The sequence below is a fragment of the Vogesella mureinivorans genome (genome assembly GCF_007644035.1).
Classification (GTDB): Bacteria; Pseudomonadota; Gammaproteobacteria; order Burkholderiales; family Chromobacteriaceae; genus Vogesella; species Vogesella mureinivorans.
In genome coordinates, this window is the sequence record NZ_VMTV02000291.1 from 111310 (window position 1) to 131606 (window position 20297).

Below are 20297 nucleotides of genomic sequence, written 5' to 3' on the forward strand. Positions count from 1 at the left end.
GGCCGTTTTCATGACGCGAGCGACAAAGCGCGCGCTACGGCGTAATGACGCATTTGAACTGCTGCGGCGACACCGGCTGCGGGTTGCCACCGTTATCTGCCGTGTTCCATGCCACCAGGCCATCGCCCCACCAGAAACCCCAGTTGCCGATGGGCGTACCATCGGCCGGCCGCGGGACGCTCAGCAGCCCGGCCGGCAGGGCAAATTCTTTCTTGCAGCGGCCGTCCTCGGTAATACCGCCCATCTGGTTATTGCTATTGGACCGCCAGTCTGCCGGGCACTGCACCACCTGCCGGCGGTTCAGTACATAGGTTTTGCCAGTATAGGTTTGCGTGTTCTCCCCTAGCCGGGAGTGCAGCGTCATCTGCACCTGATCCGGCGCAATGGCTAGCGGGTAGGAGCACAGCGCACTGCCGATAGGCTGCTTTTTATCGGCAAAGGCCACATCGCACTTGTTACGGCAGTCGTTCTGGTCGGATGGCTTGACCACCCACAGTTTGGGGCGCCAGTTCACACTGGCAGTCAGGTTGAACAGCACCTGGTTGGGCTGGTGGCGCACCAGGTCGCAGTGGCAGGTTTTTTCCAGCACCACCGCTAACGACAGGGCCGGCAGGCAGGCGGGGAGCAACAGCAGCAATCTTTTCATGGCTTTTCCTTTTTCAAGCAAGCAAAGCCCCTTGTGGCAATGACACACCGCTTTTTTAGTTTGGCCCCACCATAGCACCCGCCGCCTGGCGGGGTGGCTGCTTTATGCCATAGACCTGCGCCAGCTATAGAAAGCCACGCTCACTAACAGGAAAATCACGAGAAAACACGCTGCCAGGCATGCGGGCATTAGCCCTACGCCGCAGGCCAGCGGTAATAGATGTCCCACTCTTCTTCATGCGTGGGCACAAAACCGTGGCGCTGGTAAAAAAGGTTGGCCGCACTGCCGCGCAGCGCGCCCAGGCAAAGCGGCAGGCCCGCATGGGCAGCCTGTGCCTGTAGCTGCTGCAGCACCGCACCGCCTATGCCCTGCCCCTGCAAGCTTGGCAATACATACAGGTGGTCCAGATAATGGCAGTCGGCCAGCGGCCGGCAGGCCACAAAGCCCACACGCTGCCCGCCCTGCACGATCCAGTGCGTTACCGCCGGCTGGTAGCTGGCGGCCAGCCGCGCACGGGCGCGCTCGGGGTCGAAGCGGCCAATGGCTTGCAAGCTAGGCTGCATGGCAGCCAGGCGCAGCGCCAGCAGCGCCTCGAAATCGTCCGCCACGCACGGCTCCAGCTGGTAGCCCGCGCTGGCCGGCTGCAGTGTTTTGCACATAAACACGCTTAAGGGGTGATCGGGGTAGTCGCCAAAGGCGGCGCAGCGCGCAAAACCCAGCGAGGCGTAAAACGCCAACGCCTCAGGCTGCAAGGGGCCGGTTTCCAGCTGCAGCAGCCGGCAGCCTGCCGCCCTGGCGGCACCTTCCAGCGCCAGCAGCAGCTGCCGTGCCACACCCTGCCCGCGTGCGGCCGGCTGCACATACATGCGTTTCACCTCGCCACCATCCGGCCCCAGCACGACCGCGGCGCAGCCGATGGCCTGCCCGCTGTCATCACGCGCCACGGCAAAGCGCACCTGCGGCTGGCTTAGTGCGCTGATGTCCAGCGTATAGCAGGCCTCGGGCGGGTACAGGCTGGCTTGGTAAGCATCGAGTGCGGCAATCAGCGCCACAACATCCGGCTGATCGGGGTGTTCGAAAGCAATGAGCATGGCAGGCGTCCGTTGGCGACTTAGGTTGGCCGCAAATGAAAACGGCAGGGCTTTCACCCTGCCATGCTTTGGTCATGGTGACAAGGTCTAGCTGGCAGCTTCCAGCTGGCGCACGCGCTCGAACAGGCACACGGTAGCGGCCATCGCCACGTTCAGCGATTCGGCGTGGCCCGGCATGGGGATGCGCACGCGCAGGTCGGCGGCGGCCAACACCGGGGCGCTGACACCGGCGCCTTCATTGCCAAACACAAAGGCCACATCACCGGCCAGACTCTGGCCATACAGCGATACGCTGCCTTCCAGATGCGTGACCAGCTTACGCCCCGGCCAGGCGGCCAGCACGGCGGGCAGGTCGGCGGCCTCGTGAATATGCAGGGCAAAGTGCGCGCCCATGCCGGCGCGTAGCACTTTGGGCGAGTACACGTCCACGCAGCCTTTGGACAAATACACATCGCGCACGTTGGCCGCGGCGGCGCAGCGCAGGATGGTGCCCAGGTTGCCGGGGTCTTGCACGTCGTCCAGCATCACGCACGGTGCGCCGGCGGCGGTAGGCTGCGGTGCCGGGCGGCGGCAGACGGTAAGCACCTCCGCAGGCGTGGCCAGCGCGGTGACTTTGGCCAGCACCGGCGTGGCTACCAGCACCGCCAGGCGGCGCTCCAGCCTGGCTAGCAAGGGCAGCAGCTCGCCGTGGTGCTGCGCGCTTTCGTTGACGTAGACGGCATCAATGGTCAGGCCGGCATCGATGGCGGATTGCAGCAGGTGCAAGCCTTCCAGCACGAGCTGGCCGTGTTTGCGGCGCTCGCGCGCATTGCCAAGCAGGCGGCCCAGATGCTTGAGTTCATCGTTGGCCGCCGAGGTAAGGGTTTTCTGGAATGTCATGCTTTACAGGGCTATCTGCGACACCCGCGCTACGGTTTCCTTGAAGCGCTGGTAGGTGTCGTCGTCTATGGGTTTATTGCTGCGGAAGTTATCGACAAAGAACACCCCCGCCAGCGTGTGGCCGGTAAAGACCGACATGCAGGCAAAGGCGCTATCGCCGATATGGGCAAAGAAGGGGTCTTCGTACTTGCGTGCCAGCTGCGCACGGGTGGCCGCAGGCGCGTGGAAGCTTTGCGGCTTGCTGGCCAGCAGGTTAAAGAAGCTGCCCGGCTCCAGCGATACCGCCAGCTTGCGGATCGGGTCGTGGTCGTCCAGCCCTACCTGGTAACGCAGGCGCAGGGTGTGGGTAGGCTGGTCGTAACGCAGGAAGAAAATGCGCTCCAGCTTGAGGTCGTTGGCAAAGTGGCGGATAGACTCGCGCAGCGCCACATCCAGCTGCTCGGCGCTGCTGAGTGTGGATACCGGGTTTTGTTTGACCAGGCTGGGGAACGGGCCTTCCCGGTACAGATACGCCCGTGCGCTATAGGTGTAGCCAATGGCACGCGGGTTGCGGGCGATCTGCAAAATGGACTGCTGCACCACTTTGTGGGCGTCTTCCGGGCTGCAGCCTATCAGCTTGGCGGCGGCATCAATGCCCACATTCCACTGCGGCCGCCACCAGCCCTGATCCACCCCGTTGGCAGTAGCAATGGCCAGCTTGAGCAGCTGCTTGCGGCGGTTGCCCGGGCCGGTACCCAGGTTGGCCAGCAGGCCGCTTGGCAGTGGCATTTTCTGGATGAAATGCTCCAGCAGCTTGGGGTATTCGGTTTTGAAAACGTCGGACACTTCCTGCAGCAGCGGGCCATGCGGCACACGGTTGCGGTAAATCAGGTACAGGCAGGCTGGCAGGTTGTACACCAGTGCGGCCAGGAAGCAGTCTTCGACTTTGTAGTCGTCCAGCATGGCCAGCCAGCCCTTGATGGTAAAGGCAGCAATGCGGCTACGCCCCAGCCAGTCGCCCAGTGCGTCCAAGACGTCTTCGTCCAGCTTGCCACGGCTGACTTCCAGCACCGGGATATTGCGGTAGCGGGTATTCACCGCCTCCAGCCCCAGCATCATCAGCATCTGCTCTACCGTGGGGGTGGCTTCGCTGCGCTGCAGGGCTCTGGACGCCCCCACGACCCGCAGCAGGTCCAGCAGCAGGAAGGGGTCGGACATGGTGAGGTTGGACAGGTCGGAAAACGCAATCTGGTCCGGGTGCTGCCCCATCATCTGGCGCACCTTGACTGCGGTGCCAGGCAGGATAGGCCAGCGGTTTTCAGCCAGGGAAGACAACCAGTTAGCTAGTTCCATGCGGGTGTCGCCAGATCAAGAGTTCTTTTTGCAAAATCCCCCCCAGCGGCAGGCGCTGGGCGGGCTCTTCAGTATTGATAGTGAATGTATTACTGACCAGCCAGCTATTTGTGTGGCATTTGTTTAAAAAATACTGCCACACCTTGTCCATCGGCGCTGGGGAAAGAAAGGCGTGAATCACGTTGTACTGCCCCCAGTCTTGCTGCCAGAAATTACCGTAGTACAGCCGGGCATTGGCCGGGCGGCCTGCCAGCTGGTGGCGGCAACGGCTCCACAACCAGGGCAGCATGGCGTTTTCTACGCCGGCCACCTCAATATCGGGCCGCAGGCGGGCCAGCGCCAGCACTACCCTGCCGTCGCCACTGCCCAGGTCCAGCACGCGGGCACCTGGCGGCAGCCACGCGGCCAGCGCCTCGGTACTCTCGCGGGATGACAGGTACAGCGGCACACGCTCGGTAATGGCATTGCGTGACACGGCGTAGGTGAGCACAAAGGCCAGCAGGTAAACCCAGGGGGGCAGCGCGAGCCACAATGCGGCCAACACCAGCGGGCCGGCAACACCATGCAGCCAGCGCGCCATGCCGCGCTGGCGCAGCAAGCTGGCCAGTAGCAGCGCCACGGCTGCCTGCAGCACACTCCACAGCACCGGCTGCGCCAGCGGCGCCACAAAGTAGAACACCAGCAGCGCTGCCGCTAGCTGGATCAGCAGCGCCCGCAGCAGGGCTGCCAGCATCAGTTAGCGCCAGCCGGCGCGACGGCTGCGGCGGCCTCTTTCGGGCTGCTGACCGTGGCGTTGCTCAGGTCGGCATCGCTGGAGATCAGCCCGTCGCCACGGATACGCGCCTCTGCGTCTTTGTTCAGGATCACGATGGCAATGCGGCGGTTTTCCGGGCTAAACACGTTTTGCTTGTTTAGCGGGTCCGCCGGGCCCAGGCCCACCACGCGCAGCACTTTTTCGTCCAGCATGCCGCCGGCTATCATCTCGCGCCGCGCGGCATTGGCACGGTCGGCGGAAAGCTCCCAGTTGGTGTAACCGGCGTCACTACCGGAAAAACGGTTGGCATCGGTGTGGCCGGAGATACTGATACGGCTGTCGACGTCGTTCAGTTCGCGGCCGATGGACTGCAGGATTTCACGGGTATGGCCCAGCGGGGAAAAGCCACCCGACTGGAACATGGGGCGGTTCTGCTCATCGATGATCATGATGCGCAGGCCGTCCGGGGTCATTTCCATCTTCACCTGGTTCTTGAACTGCTTCAGCACTTCGCTCTTGGCCATGCTGTCTTCCATCTTGTCCTGCAGGCGTTTTTGCAGCTTGTTCAGCTTTTGCGCCTCTTCTTCGGCCTTGGCAGGGTCGGGGTTACCTCTTTTTACCAGACCGGCAGATTTGGTCAGATCGGTGCCCCCGCCTTTAATCACTGACGTGGATGCACCGGCCCCCTCGCCGCCCTGCAGCGCGGTTTTCAGGGGCGATTTGAAGAAATCGGAAATACCGCTAAGCGTACCTTGCGAGGTGGAGCCAAGCAGCCACATCAGCAGGAAAAACGCCATCATGGCGGTAACAAAGTCGGCGTAGGCAATTTTCCACGCCCCGCCGTGGTGGCCGTGGCCACCTTTTTTGATTTTTTTGACGACTATGGGGCGTTGTGATTCGTCAGCCATGCTTGCAGCCCTTGTTATCGCGGGTAAACGGCGGGCGCGGCACTGGCCGGCATGCCCGTCGGTATGGTTAAACACTGCCGCAGCGTACGGCATGCGGCCAACCCTTATCTTACTACATGACTTGCAGCTGCTGTGCCACCGCACCACTGCCACACGGCATGCGCGTCGCGGCAAAACGGCAAAAAACCCGCCGCAGCGGGTTTTTTGCTAGGCATTGGCGGGTCAGGCTAGGCCTTTTTCCTTCAGCTGGCGCTCGAACTCGGCCATGCAGCGGGCAGCCGTGTCGATCATCTGGTCTACCTCGGCCTTGCTGATCACCAGCGGCGGTGCGGACACGATATGGTCGCCGCAGGCGCGCATGATCAGGTTATTGGCAAAGAAGATGTCACGGCACATCAGGCCGATCTCGCCCCAGTTGTCGAACAGCTCGCGGGTGGCTTTGTTTTTCACCAGGGTAAACGCCTGGATCAGGCCCACACCGCGAATGTCGTCCACGTGCTCGAACTGGCTGAAGGTTTCGCGCCAGCGTTTTTGCATGTAGGGGCCGATGTCTTCTTTTACGCGCTGGACAATGCCTTCGTCGCGCAGGGCTTTCACGTTGGCGTGCGCCACGGCGGCGGCCACCGGGTGGCCGCTATAGGTAAAGCCGTGGTTGAAATCGCCACCGGCAGCCAGCGTGCTGGCCACTTCGTCGTTAACGAATACCGCGCCGATAGGCAAGTAGCCGGACGACAGACCCTTGGCGGTGGTGAAGATATCCGCCTGGAAGCCGAAATGCGTCTGGCCAAACCATTCGCCGGTACGGCCAAAGCCGCAGATCACTTCGTCGGCTACCAGCAGGATGTCGTACTGGCGGCAGATGCGCTGTACTTCCGGCCAGTAGGTGGACGGCGGCACGATCACGCCGCCGGCGCCCTGGATAGGCTCGCCCACGAAGGCGGCAATCTTGTCGGCGCCGACTTCCAGGATTTTTTCTTCAATCCAGCGCGCAGCGGCTACGCCGAATTCTTCCGGCGTCATGTCTTTGCCGTGCTTGTAGTACCAAGGCTGCTCTACGTGCACGATGCCGGGAATCGGCAGGTCGCCCTGCTCGTGCATATAGCTCATGCCGCCCAGGCTGGCGCCACCGATGGTGGAGCCGTGGTAGCCGTTCCAGCGGCCGATCAGGGTTTTCTTCTCTGGCTTGCCTTTTACGTCCCAGTAGCGGCGCACCATACGGATCATGGTGTCTACCGACTCGGAGCCGGAGTTGGTGTAGAACACGTGGTCGAAGCCCTGCGGCGCCACGTCAGCCAGCAGGTGCGACAGCTCTACCACCGCCGGGTGGGAGGTCTTGAAGAAGGTGTTGTAGTAGGCCAGCTCGTCCATCTGGCGCTTGGCCACGTCGGACAGGTCTTTGCGGCCATAGCCGATATTGACGCACCACAGGCCGGCCATGCCGTCCATGATCTGGTTGCCTTCGCTATCCCACAGGTAAATGCCGTCCGCACGGGTAATCATGCGCACGCCCTGCTCGTTCAGCGAAGCGGTATCGGTAAAGGGGTGCAGGTGGTGAGCGGCATCCATCTCGCGCCAGGCTGCGGTGTTACGTTGCTGCGTCATTTCTACTCTCCGGTAAACACCGCCTGCGGGGTCAGGGTTGGCCGCAGGCGGCAGCGTGTCGTTATCGTTATGGTATTACACGTGCAGCAGCAGGAATTTGCGTTCCCACGGGCTGATCACGCGGAAGTACTCGGAGAATTCCTTCTCCTTCATACCTACATACATCTTCACAAAGCGCGGGCCCAGGATCTCGGCGATATCGGTGCAGTTCTTCAGGCGCACCAGCGCTTCTTCGGTACCGTGCGGGAACTGGAACGGCAGCTCGTAGGCGTCGCTGGACAGCGGGTCACGCGGCTTGATCTTGTTCACCATGCCCAGGTAACCGCAGGCCAGGGTGGCGGCCATGGCAATGTACGGGTTCACGTCCACGCCCGGTACGCGGTTTTCCACGCGGCGCGCCGCTGGCGAGGAATGCGGTACGCGCAGGCCCACGGTGCGGTTGTCGTAGCCCCATTCCACGTTGGTTGGCGCGGCGGTGTAGCGCGACAGGCGGCGGTAGCTGTTTACGTACGGTGCAAAGAACGGCATGCATTCCGGCAGGTAGTGCTGCAGGCCGCCGATGAAGTGCAGGAAGTCATCGGAGGTGCTGCCGTCCGGGTTGCTGAAAATGTTCTTGCCGGTTTCGATGCTGGCCACGCTCTGGTGGATGTGCATCGCACTGCCCGGCTCGCCTTCCATCGGCTTGGCCATGAAGGTGGCGTACATGTTATGGCGGAAGGCGGCTTCGCGCACTGTCCGCTTGAACAGGAATACCTGGTCGCACAGGTCCAGCGCATTGCCGTGCAGGAAGTTGATCTCCATCTGCGCGGTGCCGATTTCGTGAATCAGCGTGTCCACTTCCAGGTTCTGGGCGTGGCAGTAGTCATAAATGTCTTCGAACAGCGGGTCGAACTCGTTTACCGCATCGATGGCATAGGAACGGCGGCCGAATTCGGCGCGGCCGGTACGGCCGATAGGCGGTGCCAGCGGGATGTCCGGATCCGGGTTGGGCGACAGCAGGTAGAACTCCATCTCCGGCGCCACAACTGGAGCCCAGCCCTTGTCTTCGTACATTTTCAGTACGCGGCGCAGTACGTTACGCGGTGCCACTTCTACCGGCTCACCGTCGGCGCGGAAAGCGTCGTAGATCAGCTGGGCGGTAGGGTCGGTGGCCCACGGTACGTAGCGCAGGGTGTTCGGGTCGGGCAGCAGAACCATATCCGGGTCGGTCAGGTCCAGCATGCTGTCGTCGGGGTAATCGCCGGTAACGGTCTGGATCAGTACCGCTTCGGGCAGGCGCATTTCCGACTCGGAAACGAACTTGTCTTTCGGAACGATCTTGCCGCGTGCCACGCCGGTCATATCCGGCACAATGCACTCCATCTCGGTAATACGGTGCTCGCGCAGCCATTCAAACATTTGGTGACTCATGATGCATTTCCTCTATTTTCCGGTCTATGCCGGAAGGGTTTGCCGAGTACACGTCTATTGGTTTCGACGCATACGGCGCTCTCGGCAAGCGTCGCCGAAAGCCTTGAAAATCGCTTGTGAAGCCTTGTTGTCCCAGTATTTCCATTCCGGGTGCCACTGTACGGCGTAGGCAAAACCGGGGGCCTTGTCAAAGCGGTACGCTTCTACCAGGCCGTCTTCGGCCAGCGCTTCGGCCACCAGGCCATCGGCCAGGCGCTTGATGCCTTGCTGGTGAATGGAGTTCACCTGCACGCTGTCACAGCCCAGCCAGCCTTGCAGCCAGCTGCCTGCGGCCAACCTTACCGGGTGCGCCGGGCCGTACATGTGGTCCAGGTCTTGCGTATCCGGCTCGCGGTGGTCGTGCAGCCCCGGTACTTCCTGTACGTGCTGGTGCAGCTCGCCGCCCATCACCACGTTGATCTCCTGAAAACCGCGGCAGATGCCCAGCAGCGGCACGCCTTCCTTGACCAGCATGTCGATCAGCGGCAGCGTGGTGGCGTCGCGCGCCTTGTCGTGCAGCGTGCCTTCACGGCTGGGGGTGCCCTGGTAATGGTGCGGCTCCACATTGGATGGCGAGCCCGGCAGTAAAATGCCGTCTACCAGGTCCACAATGGCACGCAGCTGGCTGGCATCGCCCAGCGAAGGGATAAGGATAGCCACGCCCCCGGCCCCGCCCACCGCAGCGGTGATGTACTTTTCACCTACCGCGTGAAACGGAAACAAGCCGATCTGCTTGACGTCGCACGGTATCCCGATAATGGGTTGCAACATGATTTCCTCGTTTGTCAGTGCGCTGCGCGGGCAGCCACCAGCGGCTCGACATAGTCGTAGCCCAGTGCCTGCGCCACCGCAGCGTGGGTTACCTTGCCACGGCACACATTCAGGCCATGACGCAGGTGTTCGTTATCAGCAATCGCCTGTACCCAGCCCTTGCCGGCCAACTCCAGCGCGTACGGCAAGGTGGCGTTGGTCAGCGCCATGGTAGAGGTGCGTGCCACCCCGCCCGGCATATTGGCCACGCAGTAGTGCACGATGCCATCCACAATATAGGTGGGGTCCTGGTGCGTGGTGGCACGGCTGGTTTCAAAACAGCCGCCCTGGTCAATGGCCACGTCCACCAGTACCGCACCCGGTTTCAGGTGCTTGAGCATGGCGCGGCTCACCAGCTTGGGCGCCGCCGCGCCAGGTATCAGCACCGCGCCCACAATCATGTCGGCCTCGCGGATGCTGTCTTCGATGTTGGCCGCATTGGACATCAGCGTCTTGATACGGCCACCAAACACCATGTCTATCTCTTTCAGGCGCGCCAGCGATTTATCCAGAATGGTGACATCCGCCCCCAGCCCCATCGCCATACGCGCCGCATTTAAGCCCACCACACCGCCACCGATCACCACCACACGGGCTGGCGCCACACCGGGCACACCGCCCAGCAGCACGCCACGACCGCCTTGGGCTTTTTCCAGCGCATGCGCACCGGCCTGGATCGCCATGCGCCCTGCCACCTCGGACATCGGCGCCAGCAGCGGCAGGCCACCACGCTCGTCAGTCACCGTTTCGTAGGCGATGGCCACCGCGCCGGATTCCACCAGCAGCCGGGTTTGCTCCGGGTCCGGAGCCAGGTGCAGGTAGGTAAACAGCAGCTGCCCCGGGCGCAACATGCGACACTCCACCGGCTGCGGCTCTTTTACCTTGATGATCATCTCGGCCTGGGCAAACACCTCGTCTGCACGGGCGGCAATGCCGGCACCTGCCTGCAGGTAGTGTTCGTCAGTAAAACCTATTGCCAGGCCAGCCTGGCTTTGCACAATCACCTTGTGGCCGGCGGCCACCAATTCACGCACACCGGAGGGGGTAAGGCCCACGCGGTACTCATGATTTTTGATCTCCTTCGGAACGCCGATTAACATAGCTGACTCCTTTGGTGGTGTCGTGAATATTTAGCAGCACTTGTTTAAAAAAATCTACAACATGCTTGCAGTCACACACTGATTTTGACTATAACTTGCACACCTTGCAAAGAAATTTCGATTTTGCAGCGCAGCAGTGCAGTAAAAAGTGGTCAAAATCCTTATCATCGAACGTCTAAAATTATTAACATTTGGATTGGACAGGAACATATGGATGTTGGTGCACGACTCAGGATGGTTCGCGAACGCATGGGGCTTTCCCAGCGCGAACTGGCCAAACGGGCTGGGGTGACAAACGGCACGATCTCGCTGATCGAACAAAACCGTGTCAGCCCTTCCATCAGCTCGCTGCGCAAGGTACTGGAAGGCATGCCAATGACCTTGTCGGATTTTTTCACCTTCGACACCGAGCCACAACAAGCGCATGTATTTTACACCAGCGACGAATTACCCAACCTGGGTAATGACCAGATCCAGTTGCTGCTGGTGGGTACAGCGCACGAGCGGCGCGACATTGCCATCCTGCGCGAGGTTTACCAGCCAGGTGCCGATACCGGCCCGGACATGCTGGTACACGAAGGCCAGGAAGGCGGCGTGGTATTGAAGGGGGAGGTAGAAATCACCGTGGGCAGCGACGTACGCGTACTGGGCCCGGGCGATGCCTACTATTTCGACAGCAAGCAGCCACACCGTTTTCGTAACGTTGGCAACGACACCTGTGAGATTGTGAGCGCAAGCTCCCCGCCAACGTTCTAAATCGCCTCCCAAGCGGGGCGAACCCGACACTACAGAGGAGAAACACCATGGCTCGCACCCATGCAGAATGGAAAGCCCTTTCCGGCCAGATCACCATCGAAGGCCGTGCCTTCGTGGATGGCCAGTACGTCACCGCGGCTGACGAGCGCACCTTCGACTGCATCAACCCGGCTACCGGCGACAAGCTCGCCACCATCAGCTGGGCTGGCACCGCCGAAGTGGAGCAAGCTGTTGCCGCAGCACGGCGCGTATTTGAAAGTGGCAAATGGTCCGGGCTGGCACCGCTGGCACGCGGCCGCATTCTGAAACGCTTTGCCGCACTGATCCGCCAGCATGGCGACGAACTGGCCCTGCTGGAAACACTGGACGCCGGCAAACCCATCGGCGACACCACTACCGTGGACGTACCCGGTGCTGCTTATTGCGTGGAATGGTTTGCCGAAGCGATCGACAAGATCGGCGGCGAAGTCGCCCCGGTGGACCCCAAGCTGGTGGGCCTGGTGTCGCGCGAGGCCATTGGCGTGGTAGCCGCCGTAGTGCCGTGGAACTTCCCTATCCTGATGGCCAGCTGGAAATTCGGCCCGGCGCTGGCTGCCGGTAACGCGGTGATCCTGAAGCCGTCGGAAAAATCCCCGCTTACCGCCATCAAGTTGGCCGCACTGGCCAAAGAAGCCGGCATGCCGGACGGCGTGTTCCAGGTACTGCCTGGCGCTGGCGACGTGGGCCAGGCGCTGGCACAGCATAGGGACATCGACTGCATTGCCTTTACCGGCTCCACCGGCGTGGGCAAGCTCATTGCCACCGCCGCCGCGCAGTCCAACCTCAAGCGCGCCTGGCTGGAGCTGGGCGGCAAATCGCCCAATATCGTGCTGGCCGACTGCCCGGACATCGCGCGTGCTGCGCGCACTGCTGCCGGCGCCATTTTCTACAATATGGGCGAGATGTGTACCGCTGGCTCGCGCCTGCTGCTGCACAAAGACATCAAGGACGCCTTCCTGGTCGAATTCAAGAAAGCCGCTGCGGCCTACCAGCCGGCCGACCCGCTGGACCCGGCCACCAGCATGGGCGCCATTGTGGACCGCATCCAGTACGACAAGGTGCTGGGCTACATCGCCAAGGCGCGCGAAGAAGACTGCGAGCTGGTTTGCGGCGGCCATGCCACCCGCACCGACGAAGGCCTGTTCATCGAGCCCACCGCCTTTGTGTGCCCGCGCCCGGACATGACCATTTGCCGCGAAGAAATCTTTGGCCCGGTGCTGTCCATCATCACCTTCAGCGACGTGGAAGAAGCCATCCGCATTGCCAACGATACCGAGTACGGCCTGGCCGCAGCGGTATGGACCAGCAATGTCAGCACCGCGCACCAGGTATCGCGCCGCCTGCGCGCCGGTACCGTGTGGGTGAACTGCTACGACGAAGGCGGCGATATGAACTTCCCGTTTGGCGGCTTCAAGCAGTCCGGCAATGGCCGCGACAAGTCGCTGCACGCGCTGGAAAAATACACCGAGCTGAAATCCACGCTGATCAAGCTGTAAGCCTGCCCCAACCCATGCCAAGCCTGCCGCGTGCAGGCTTTTTCTTTTACTGCCTGCGCGGCCACTGGTCCCTGCCATGCGCAGACAAAATGTCGCAATCGCGCACGGCAGGGACAGAAAGTCGCACCGGCAGCGTAAGATAAAGCCTGCCTACGCCGACTGATGCAGGGCACAGCCACGCCAACACTGGCTGCGGCCAACCTTGGCCCCTGCAGCCAGTGCTGGCAGGCCATTTGCTTAAAACCTGTTTTACCCAGCACTTACCCACGGGAATGCCCCATGTTGTCAGACCGCTTCGGCCGCACCATCGATTACCTTCGCCTGTCGGTTACCGACCGCTGCGACCTGCGCTGCAGCTACTGCATCCCCAAAGGCTTCAAGGGCTTTGAAGAGCCGGCCAACTGGCTGACCTTCGACGAAATCGGCCGTGTGGTGGCCGCCTTTTCCCGCCTGGGCACCCGCCGCTTCCGCCTCACTGGTGGCGAGCCGCTGCTACGGCGCAACCTACCCGACCTGGCCACCCGGCTAGCCGCCCTGCCCGGCGTGGAAGACCTGTCGCTATCCACCAACGCCACCCAGCTGGCCGAACACGCCCACGCCCTGCACCGCGCCGGGGTAAGCCGCCTGAACGTGAGCCTGGATTCGCTACGCGAAGACTGTGTACACGACATTACCGGCAGCCACAGCCTGCCCAAGGTGCTCGATGGCCTGCGCACTGCACGCGACGCTGGCTTCACGCGCATCAAGATCAATATGGTGCCCATGGTAGGTGTTAACGAAGCCGATATCGAACCGATGGTGGCGTTCTGTATCGAAAACGGCCTGATCCTGCGCCTGATCGAAGCCATGCCCATGGGCAGCACCGGCCAACAGACGCGCGGGCTGAACCTGCAGCACACTCTGGCGCAGCTACAGCAGCGCTTTGACCTGCGGCCAACGTGCAAAACCCTGGGCGGCGGCCCCGCCCGCTACTGGGAAAGCGCCGACGGCGGCTTTACCCTGGGCTTGATAACCCCCATGTCGCAGCATTTTTGCGCCACCTGTAACCGCGTGCGGTTGTCGGTAGACGGCACGCTATACATGTGCCTGGGGCAGGAAGAGCGCTTTGCACTGCGCCCCCTGCTGCGCGCGGGCTGCAGCGATACAGAGCTGGAAGCCGCCATCCGCGCCGCCATCGAGCTGAAGCCGGAAAAGCACGAGTTCACCGAACAGCCACAGCGCGTGGTGCGCTTCATGTCGATGACCGGCGGCTAGTACCCGCTTGCCGGGCAGCAGTGGCGTGCGTCGCCCCGCACATGGCGCACGGTTGCGCTTTTATACAAGTTTTACATTGATGGTAGGGTGCCACCAGCACCACGCGCCCGCATGAGGCGGTGGCTTTATCAGGCAAACAACAGGAAAGGCAATCACCATGGCTGGCTGGTTCGAACTAAGCAATAGCAGTGACGGGCAGTACCGTTTTGTGCTGAAGGCAGGCAATGCCGAAGTCATCTTGACCAGCGAGCTGTACAAGACGCGGGCGTCGGCAGAAAACGGCATTGCCTCGGTACAAACCAATAGTGGCAACGCTGAACGTTACGACGCCAAGGAGGCGGCCAACGGCAAGTTTTACTTCAACCTGAAAGCGGCCAACCACCAGATTATCGGCAGCAGCCAGATGTACGCCAGCGCGGCGTCACGCGACAAGGGCATCCTGTCGGTGATGAACAATGGCGGCAGCGACACCATCAAAGACCTGACCTGAGCCTGCGTTCCATGACAAAGCCCCGCCTGCCATGCAAGCGGGGCTTTTCTCATTGGCCACACGCAGGCAGCCTGCGCCGTCTAATAGGCAGTCCAGCCGCCATCGGTAGCATATAAGCCACCGGTGAGGTTGGATGCCTCATCGGACAGCAGGAAACAAATCACGGCAGCCTGCTCCCATACGGTTGCCTGGCGCTTGTTGCTATCCGCGTAAGCCAGCAGGCTCAAGGTCTTGGTACGCCCCATATTAGGCACGGTGGACTGTGCATTTTCTTTGCTGGCCGCCATGACAAATTTCATTGCCATATCCGTCATCGCGGTTTCGGTCGCCGCCATATTGACCGAGTTCACCCGGATGCCATAAGGCGCATAATCAATCGCGCCGTTACGTGTCAGGCCATTACACGCATGCTTGCTCGCCACGTAGGCCGGGTTACCCGCCAGCCCGGTCAAACCGGCGATCGAGCAGATATTGATGATAACGCCACCCTTACCCTGCTTGAGCATGGGCTTGAGCTGCGCTCGCATGGACTTGAACACGCCCGTAGCATTGATATCCATAACGGTATCGAAGTATTCATCACCCGCATCGGCAATGGGCGTGGGCAGCAGGCTTTTCTGTTTCTGGTAATCGAATACCGCATCCGGTGAAATGGCAGCCATCACGCCAGCGGCATTCAGCGCGCCATTCAGCTGGCCATAGGTTGCTACCGCATGATCAACGGCCTTTTGTACGTCGGCATTCTTTCGTACATCACCCTGCACAAACTCGGCCTTGCCACCCTCCTGGCGGATTTGCGCAACCGTTTCCGCCGCATCCTTTGCCAGCACATCAAAAATGACCACATTGGCCCCTTCTCTGGCCAAGCGCACTGCTGTTGCACCGCCAATACCCCGGGCACCACCGGTGATCATATAGGTACGGCCATCATGACGTTTTGGCACAAAAAAAGCCGGGTCAAGGGGCTTGATGTCAACTGGCTTATAACCTTCGGCATGGGCAGGAAGGGCGTACAGCCCCCCAGACAGCAACAGCAGGCCCAATAGTTTGCGCATAGCTTTCATGGTACGTCCTTATGGGATAGGGTCAGAAACGTGCAATCATTAACGCACTGGCGCTGAACCAGTTGCGATAATTCTGGTTTAAGGCCTGCCGGATGGCCTTGCCCGGCTGGGTGTATGCGGCCGACATGACGAATATCAGGTTAGGGTTGGCCACATAGCGGGCAGTGATGTTCAGCTCCTTGCCCAAATCGCGGGAAGAGAGCACCGACAAAGCTTGTGCACCGCCCAGATTATTGAGCTCGTCAGCCTTGAAAAACCACAGCTGCGGTGAAAGCTCCCAGCGCGGTGCCACCTGCAGACGTGCCATGAAGCGGTGCCCGATCACGTTGGATGTCTGCACCACTTTGTACTGATTCAGGCCCTGCACCCACTCATCACCACTGCCGCCAGCATAAAGCGGGTCCCAGCGTTCGAATGTGGCGGTATCGGGGTTGTCACCACTAAAGCGCGAATAGCGATAGCTGAAACTAGGCCGCCAGCCCGGCTTGAGAAACTGATAGCCCGCCTCCAGGTAAGCTGCGCGCGCATCCATATCGATGTGGCTATGCGTCTGCCGCGCGTACTCGGCCCTGAAAAAAACCGGCACCGCTGCTGCCGGCGGCTCGTAGGCAAACCGTAGATCCGCCACTTTCAGGCCCTGCCGTGAATACGTTGTCGCCGTGGTGTAATAGGCAAAGCGGGATTCAGGCACTTCCAGCCACATGGCGCCCAGGCGGATGTCCGGCGTGACGCGCCCCTCGTAGTTGATGCCCTGCAGCACGGTCTTGCTATCGGTTTCTTGCAGCTCATCCGGGTTCAAGCGAAACAGCTCTACCCGGTGTGCATCATGCACAAACTGCACATGTAGCAGCTGCTCTGCAGCATTACGCGGATTGGACTGCAGCGCAGCACGCTCACCGCCATTGGCTGATGCCAGCCGCAGAATCATGCCGCTGTCTACCTGAAAAGCCTTTCTGCCATACAACACCGACAGCTGCCTGAGCCCACCCTGCTCGGTAGCGTGGCTGTTGATGAACCCCGCATAGGCGTCTTCGACCGCCACATGATGACGCGTCTTGTCGGTAAAAAGCTCAGGCCCCCAGGAACCCGAAGCAATCGCGCTGACACCGGCAAAAGCAGAGGTTCGGCCATTCAGCGCTTTCAGACCATACACACCGGCCTCGATACTGCTTTCCAGCCAGGTATCGGTGCCATCTTTGCCAGATGGCGACGTCGCCAGGGGGTTACCTGCCGTCAGGACATCTGGACGGCCAAAAAAGGCGCCTGCGTTGGAAAACAGCATGGACTTGTTTTCCAGCTTGGCCTGCAATACCGAGCGGTCATCGGCATACAACGTAGGAAAATCCTGCAGGCTATCGTTTACCAATACGCCAATGGGGGCATCATCGAGTGACTTGGCTTTGTCGCTGAGGATGACATCCACAGTCAAAGCCAGATTACCCGCACGGCTGGATTGCAACTGAAAGCTGGCGGCTTTGACAAACTTCAGGCGCCGAACCTGGGCCAGCATCATATTGCTTCGTGTCGGGTCATACTGCCCGCCAGGATAAACAGCAAAAGCCTTGAGGACCGCATCACGATAGGTGGTATTTTCAAGCGCCCCGCCATCAAAGCGCACAGCTACCGACTCGATGCGGCTACCCGAAAAATCACTGTCCGAGTTTGCCAGTACCGTGGGGGACGCCATGCCAAACACAGCCAGCATGGAGCATGTTACGCACAGGCGGATGCGTAGGCCAACATAATGATTCTTATCGATTTTCACAATTTTTATCTTATTGGAAAATATTAAGAAGTCATTATTGGATGGCAGAAAAAATAGAGTCAATCGCTTTTTCAATGCATTTGGCAAGATTGCCACACCAGCAATATCAAGCTAAAAAACCTGCCAAACAGCATGAATACTCAACAAAACGCCCGCCTGATTTAGCATTCCTGACAGGCGGCGCCCCACCCACAAAGTCATGCAAGTGACAAACTACCCCAAGCACGCGCATCAGCCCCAGTGCTGTAATCATTCAGACGCCACAAGCTATGGATGCAGCGATACGCACAGCTGCCTGCAAACACATTGCACGAACAAACCAGCGGCAGACCCGCCAGGCGGCGTACTAGCCTACCCCGCAAGCTACCGACACAGACAGGCGCCAAAACAAATCATTCCACATCGGAATAAAAACGATAAAAATGATTCATTTCACGAATGCATCAGCCATCCCTATACTGCAATCACTCTCTGTGTTGTGTTGTGGCTCACAAGCGCAATGCCCTGAATTTCGTGCCCCGCCCGGCCAGACCGGCAGCGTGGCAAGCCGAATGGGCACCCTTGATACGAGCATTGTGCCGGCTATATGCCGGCCATTTTTTTGCCTGCTCGCCGCGCAACGCCGCTACCCCGGCCCTGCGGCCAACCTTAGCCCGCGCCGCCCATCACCGCCGCCAGCCGCGCCAGTGCCGCTGCGTCGTTGGCATTGGCAAACCCCGCCTCGTCAAACACTACTTCTACCACCTGCAAGCCCGCCAGCCAGCCGCGTATGCTGCGCCCGCCTGCCGCCAGATACGCCGGCAAGCCCGCCAGCGCCGCCACGCGCAGCAGCAGGCACGCCGGCTGCGGGCCTTGTGCTGTCACCGGCATCGCCACATCGGCGTCGCCCAGCGCGGCGGCCAGCCTGGGCACCAGATCCGCCGGCAACAGCGGGCTATCGCACGGTGCCGTCTGCAGCAGCGTGACATGGGGCGGCAAGTTGGCCGCCGCAGTGGCCAGCGCCGCCAGCGGCCCCATGCCCTGCCAGGGCGCCGCGTCCGGCCATACCGGGTGGCCATGCACGGCGTAATCGCCCAGATGGCGATTGGCGCTGATGGCCAGCCAGGCCACCTGCGGCTGCAGGGCCTGCAACACGTGCTGGTATAAAGGTTGGCCGCACAGCGGCTGCATGCCTTTGTCTACCCCGCCCATGCGGCGACCTTCGCCCCCCGCCAACAGCAAGGCGCCAATCATGGCTGCACCGCCGGCGGCCAGGCCAGCTCGCGCTGGCTGACAAAATGGCGCTGGCTACCATCTATCGGGTCGGTAAAGGCAATGCTGCGCGCCAGCAGTGCCAGCGGCTGGCTGAAATCGTCGGGGGCTTTGTCGTGGCGGAATACCGGGTACCACGGGTCGTGGGCGATGCCGATGCCCAGCGCGGCCAGGTGGGCGCGCAGCTGGTGCTTTTTGCCCGTAGCCGGCTGCAGGCGATAGCGCGCCCAGCTGCCACGCTGCGCCAGCAGGCTGATGATGGTTTCGCTATTGGGCTCACCGGCCACCTCCTGCATGACAAACTCGCCCGGCACCTCGGCCAGGCGGCTGCGGTGCAGCAGCGGCAATGGCAGATCTGGCCGCCACGGGGCAATGGCTTCGTATTCTTTCTGCACGCTGCGCTGTTCGAACAGGCGCTGGTAAGCACCACGGCTGGCCGCATCCACGCAGAACACCATCACGCCGGCGGTTTCACGGTCCAGCCGGTGAATAGGCGACACCTGCGCCAGGCCAGGCTGGCTACGCAGGCGCGCCAGCACGGTTTCACGCACGTGCCGCCCACCGGGCACGCAGGCCAGAAAGTGCGGTTTGTCTACCACCAGCAGGCGGTCGTCACGGTGCAGGATGGCGATGTCGAACGGCACCGGCACCTCGTGTGGTACCTCGCGAAAATACCAGATACGCATACCCGGCAGGTAAGCCGCGCCGGGCGCCAGCGGCTGGCCGGCATCGTCCCACACCTGGCCTGCGGCCAACCTGTGTGCCCAAGCGTCGGCCACATGGGCAAAACGCTGGCACAGAAAAGCCAGCAAGTCGGGCCAATGGCCCTGTGGCAGTACCAGGCAGCTGGCAGCCACGCCCTGGCGCGGCGGGACGGGGGAAATGGCAGTGGACATAGTCATGAAAAGTAGCGCGGCCTTCGCGATAAATAGCCGCAGAGCCGGCATTTTACCGGATAATGCAGGCTTCCCACGCAACAGGCCCACGCCATCCATGAAATCTGCCGCCCTGACCGACCAAGACTACCAGCGCCTGTCCGACACCCTGGCCCGCTTCGCCCCGCAAGGCGCCATGAGCCTGGAAAAACTGGACGGCTTTTTTGCCGCCCTGCTATGTGGCCCGGAACAGATCAAGCCGGTGGACTGCCTGCCGGCCATCATGGGCGCAGCCTTCGACGACGACGACGCGTTCAACACCGCCAAAGCCATGGAGCAGTTTGTGCGCCTGCTGTCTGGCCACTGGCTGGATATCGCCCACACCCTGCAGCGCGGCCAGGCCTTTCAGCCCTGGCTGGACGAAGACGAACACGGCCAGGTGCACGGCAATGTGTGGGCCGAGGGCTTTAGCGAGGGCATGCAGCTGATGCACCAAGACTGGGGCCTGCTGTTTGATGATGCCGACGCCGCCCCGGCGCTGGCCCCCATCATGGCACTGGCGTTCGAACACCACCCGGACCCGGAAATGCGCCCCTTCCTGCATGGCGCCAGCACCGAGCAGCGCGAAGCCTGGCTGGCCAGCATCTCGGACTCGGTCGCCAGCATCTACGCCTTTTTTGCCCAGCTACGCGCGGACATGGCCGCCGCCGAAGCCGCCGAGGAAAACGAGTAAGCC

Annotated in this window: 19 protein-coding genes; 5 read left to right on the forward strand and 14 right to left on the reverse strand. The window is 61.4% G+C overall.

Annotation, left to right across the window (positions count from 1 at the left end; translation table 11 throughout):
- Positions 1-34: 34 nt before the first annotated feature.
- From FLQ44_RS08915 to ald, 10 genes are all read right to left on the reverse strand, one after another.
- Positions 35-646 carry a hypothetical protein gene (locus FLQ44_RS08915; RefSeq protein ID WP_147694088.1) on the reverse strand — a complete coding sequence of 204 codons (612 nt, stop codon included), beginning with the start codon at positions 644-646 and terminating at the stop codon, positions 35-37.
- Positions 647-840: 194 nt separating this feature from the next.
- The gene (locus tag FLQ44_RS24080) at positions 841-1737 is read right to left on the reverse strand and encodes a GNAT family N-acetyltransferase (protein ID WP_206208772.1); all 897 of its coding nucleotides are present in this window, start codon (positions 1735-1737) and stop codon (positions 841-843) included.
- Positions 1738-1824: 87 nt separating this feature from the next.
- A complete protein-coding gene (locus FLQ44_RS08925) occupies positions 1825-2616 on the reverse strand; it encodes a TrmH family RNA methyltransferase (protein WP_147694089.1) in 792 nt (263 codons plus the stop codon).
- Positions 2617-2619: 3 nt separating this feature from the next.
- A complete protein-coding gene (locus tag FLQ44_RS08930) occupies positions 2620-3948 on the reverse strand; it encodes a histidine kinase (RefSeq protein ID WP_147694090.1) in 1329 nt (442 codons plus the stop codon).
- Complete coding sequence (locus FLQ44_RS08935) at positions 3935-4681, reverse strand: class I SAM-dependent methyltransferase (RefSeq protein WP_240801227.1); 747 nt, start codon at positions 4679-4681, stop codon at positions 3935-3937. Before FLQ44_RS08935 ends, FLQ44_RS08930 begins: the two co-directional genes overlap by 14 nt.
- Positions 4681-5610, reverse strand: a complete 930-nt coding sequence (motB, locus tag FLQ44_RS08940) for a flagellar motor protein MotB (protein WP_147694091.1) — start codon at positions 5608-5610, stop codon at positions 4681-4683. The genes FLQ44_RS08935 and motB overlap by 1 nt, the downstream gene beginning before the upstream one ends.
- A 222-nt stretch (positions 5611-5832) precedes the next feature.
- Complete coding sequence (locus tag FLQ44_RS08945; RefSeq protein ID WP_147694092.1) at positions 5833-7212, reverse strand: aspartate aminotransferase family protein; 1380 nt, start codon at positions 7210-7212, stop codon at positions 5833-5835.
- A 75-nt stretch (positions 7213-7287) separates the two neighbouring features.
- Positions 7288-8622, reverse strand: a complete 1335-nt coding sequence (locus FLQ44_RS08950) for a glutamine synthetase family protein (protein WP_147694093.1) — start codon at positions 8620-8622, stop codon at positions 7288-7290.
- 54 nt (positions 8623-8676) lie between these two features.
- The gene (locus FLQ44_RS08955) at positions 8677-9432 is read right to left on the reverse strand and encodes a gamma-glutamyl-gamma-aminobutyrate hydrolase family protein (protein ID WP_147694094.1); all 756 of its coding nucleotides are present in this window, start codon (positions 9430-9432) and stop codon (positions 8677-8679) included.
- Positions 9433-9446: 14 nt separating this feature from the next.
- Positions 9447-10571, reverse strand: coding sequence for an alanine dehydrogenase (gene ald / locus FLQ44_RS08960; protein WP_147694095.1), 1125 nt, complete (start codon positions 10569-10571; stop codon positions 9447-9449).
- A gap of 210 nt (positions 10572-10781) precedes the next feature.
- On the opposite strand from ald, the gene FLQ44_RS08965 reads away from it, so the two are divergent.
- The 4 genes from FLQ44_RS08965 to FLQ44_RS08980 all read left to right on the forward strand — a co-directional run bounded on the left by FLQ44_RS08965 (position 10782) and on the right by FLQ44_RS08980 (position 14606).
- Positions 10782-11327 carry a cupin domain-containing protein gene (locus FLQ44_RS08965; RefSeq protein ID WP_026107854.1) on the forward strand — a complete coding sequence of 182 codons (546 nt, stop codon included), beginning with the start codon at positions 10782-10784 and terminating at the stop codon, positions 11325-11327.
- Between the two features lie 47 nt (positions 11328-11374).
- A complete protein-coding gene (locus tag FLQ44_RS08970) occupies positions 11375-12862 on the forward strand; it encodes an aldehyde dehydrogenase (RefSeq protein ID WP_147694096.1) in 1488 nt (495 codons plus the stop codon).
- Between the two features lie 279 nt (positions 12863-13141).
- The gene (gene moaA / locus FLQ44_RS08975) at positions 13142-14116 is read left to right on the forward strand and encodes a GTP 3',8-cyclase MoaA (protein WP_147694097.1); all 975 of its coding nucleotides are present in this window, start codon (positions 13142-13144) and stop codon (positions 14114-14116) included.
- Positions 14117-14273: 157 nt separating this feature from the next.
- On the forward strand, positions 14274-14606 hold the full coding sequence (locus FLQ44_RS08980) for a YegP family protein (RefSeq protein ID WP_147694098.1): 333 nt from the start codon (positions 14274-14276) through the stop codon (positions 14604-14606).
- 80 nt (positions 14607-14686) lie between these two features.
- Here FLQ44_RS08980 and FLQ44_RS08985 read toward each other — a convergent pair whose 3' ends face one another.
- From FLQ44_RS08985 to FLQ44_RS09000, 4 genes are all read right to left on the reverse strand, one after another.
- On the reverse strand, positions 14687-15670 hold the full coding sequence (locus FLQ44_RS08985; protein ID WP_206208773.1) for an SDR family NAD(P)-dependent oxidoreductase: 984 nt from the start codon (positions 15668-15670) through the stop codon (positions 14687-14689).
- 22 nt (positions 15671-15692) lie between these two features.
- Positions 15693-17522 carry an alginate export family protein gene (locus FLQ44_RS08990; RefSeq protein WP_147694099.1) on the reverse strand — a complete coding sequence of 610 codons (1830 nt, stop codon included), beginning with the start codon at positions 17520-17522 and terminating at the stop codon, positions 15693-15695.
- Positions 17523-18083: 561 nt separating this feature from the next.
- Positions 18084-18668, reverse strand: coding sequence for a molybdenum cofactor guanylyltransferase MobA (gene mobA / locus FLQ44_RS08995; RefSeq protein ID WP_147694100.1), 585 nt, complete (start codon positions 18666-18668; stop codon positions 18084-18086).
- Positions 18665-19588: a pseudouridine synthase gene (locus tag FLQ44_RS09000; RefSeq protein WP_170252902.1), complete on the reverse strand. Its 924-nt coding sequence runs from the start codon at positions 19586-19588 to the stop codon at positions 18665-18667. Before FLQ44_RS09000 ends, mobA begins: the two co-directional genes overlap by 4 nt.
- Positions 19589-19679: 91 nt before the next feature.
- Between FLQ44_RS09000 and FLQ44_RS09005 the strand changes: the two genes are divergently transcribed.
- The gene (locus FLQ44_RS09005; RefSeq protein ID WP_147694101.1) at positions 19680-20294 is read left to right on the forward strand and encodes a UPF0149 family protein; all 615 of its coding nucleotides are present in this window, start codon (positions 19680-19682) and stop codon (positions 20292-20294) included.
- Positions 20295-20297: the final 3 nt, after the last annotated feature.

What these genes read in the sequence shown, in the direction of transcription:
- ald (WP_147694095.1), bottom strand. Translation starts at nt 10,571, where the DNA reads ATGTTAATCGGCGTTCCGAAGGAGATCAAAAATCATGAGTACCGCGTG.
- FLQ44_RS08955 (WP_147694094.1), bottom strand. Translation starts at nt 9,432, where the DNA reads ATGTTGCAACCCATTATCGGGATACCGTGCGACGTCAAGCAGATCGGC.
- FLQ44_RS08930 (WP_147694090.1), bottom strand. Translation starts at nt 3,948, where the DNA reads ATGGAACTAGCTAACTGGTTGTCTTCCCTGGCTGAAAACCGCTGGCCT.
- FLQ44_RS08925 (WP_147694089.1), bottom strand. Translation starts at nt 2,616, where the DNA reads ATGACATTCCAGAAAACCCTTACCTCGGCGGCCAACGATGAACTCAAG.
- FLQ44_RS08935 (WP_240801227.1), bottom strand. Translation starts at nt 4,681, where the DNA reads ATGCTGGCAGCCCTGCTGCGGGCGCTGCTGATCCAGCTAGCGGCAGCG.
- mobA (WP_147694100.1), bottom strand. Translation starts at nt 18,668, where the DNA reads ATGATTGGCGCCTTGCTGTTGGCGGGGGGCGAAGGTCGCCGCATGGGC.
- FLQ44_RS08915 (WP_147694088.1), bottom strand. Translation starts at nt 646, where the DNA reads ATGAAAAGATTGCTGCTGTTGCTCCCCGCCTGCCTGCCGGCCCTGTCG.
- FLQ44_RS08970 (WP_147694096.1), top strand. Translation starts at nt 11,375, where the DNA reads ATGGCTCGCACCCATGCAGAATGGAAAGCCCTTTCCGGCCAGATCACC.
- FLQ44_RS09000 (WP_170252902.1), bottom strand. Translation starts at nt 19,588, where the DNA reads ATGACTATGTCCACTGCCATTTCCCCCGTCCCGCCGCGCCAGGGCGTG.
- motB (WP_147694091.1), bottom strand. Translation starts at nt 5,610, where the DNA reads ATGGCTGACGAATCACAACGCCCCATAGTCGTCAAAAAAATCAAAAAA.
- FLQ44_RS24080 (WP_206208772.1), bottom strand. Translation starts at nt 1,737, where the DNA reads ATGCTCATTGCTTTCGAACACCCCGATCAGCCGGATGTTGTGGCGCTG.
- FLQ44_RS08945 (WP_147694092.1), bottom strand. Translation starts at nt 7,212, where the DNA reads ATGACGCAGCAACGTAACACCGCAGCCTGGCGCGAGATGGATGCCGCT.
- FLQ44_RS08980 (WP_147694098.1), top strand. Translation starts at nt 14,274, where the DNA reads ATGGCTGGCTGGTTCGAACTAAGCAATAGCAGTGACGGGCAGTACCGT.
- FLQ44_RS08985 (WP_206208773.1), bottom strand. Translation starts at nt 15,670, where the DNA reads ATGAAAGCTATGCGCAAACTATTGGGCCTGCTGTTGCTGTCTGGGGGG.
- FLQ44_RS08950 (WP_147694093.1), bottom strand. Translation starts at nt 8,622, where the DNA reads ATGAGTCACCAAATGTTTGAATGGCTGCGCGAGCACCGTATTACCGAG.
- FLQ44_RS08965 (WP_026107854.1), top strand. Translation starts at nt 10,782, where the DNA reads ATGGATGTTGGTGCACGACTCAGGATGGTTCGCGAACGCATGGGGCTT.
- moaA (WP_147694097.1), top strand. Translation starts at nt 13,142, where the DNA reads ATGTTGTCAGACCGCTTCGGCCGCACCATCGATTACCTTCGCCTGTCG.
- FLQ44_RS09005 (WP_147694101.1), top strand. Translation starts at nt 19,680, where the DNA reads ATGAAATCTGCCGCCCTGACCGACCAAGACTACCAGCGCCTGTCCGAC.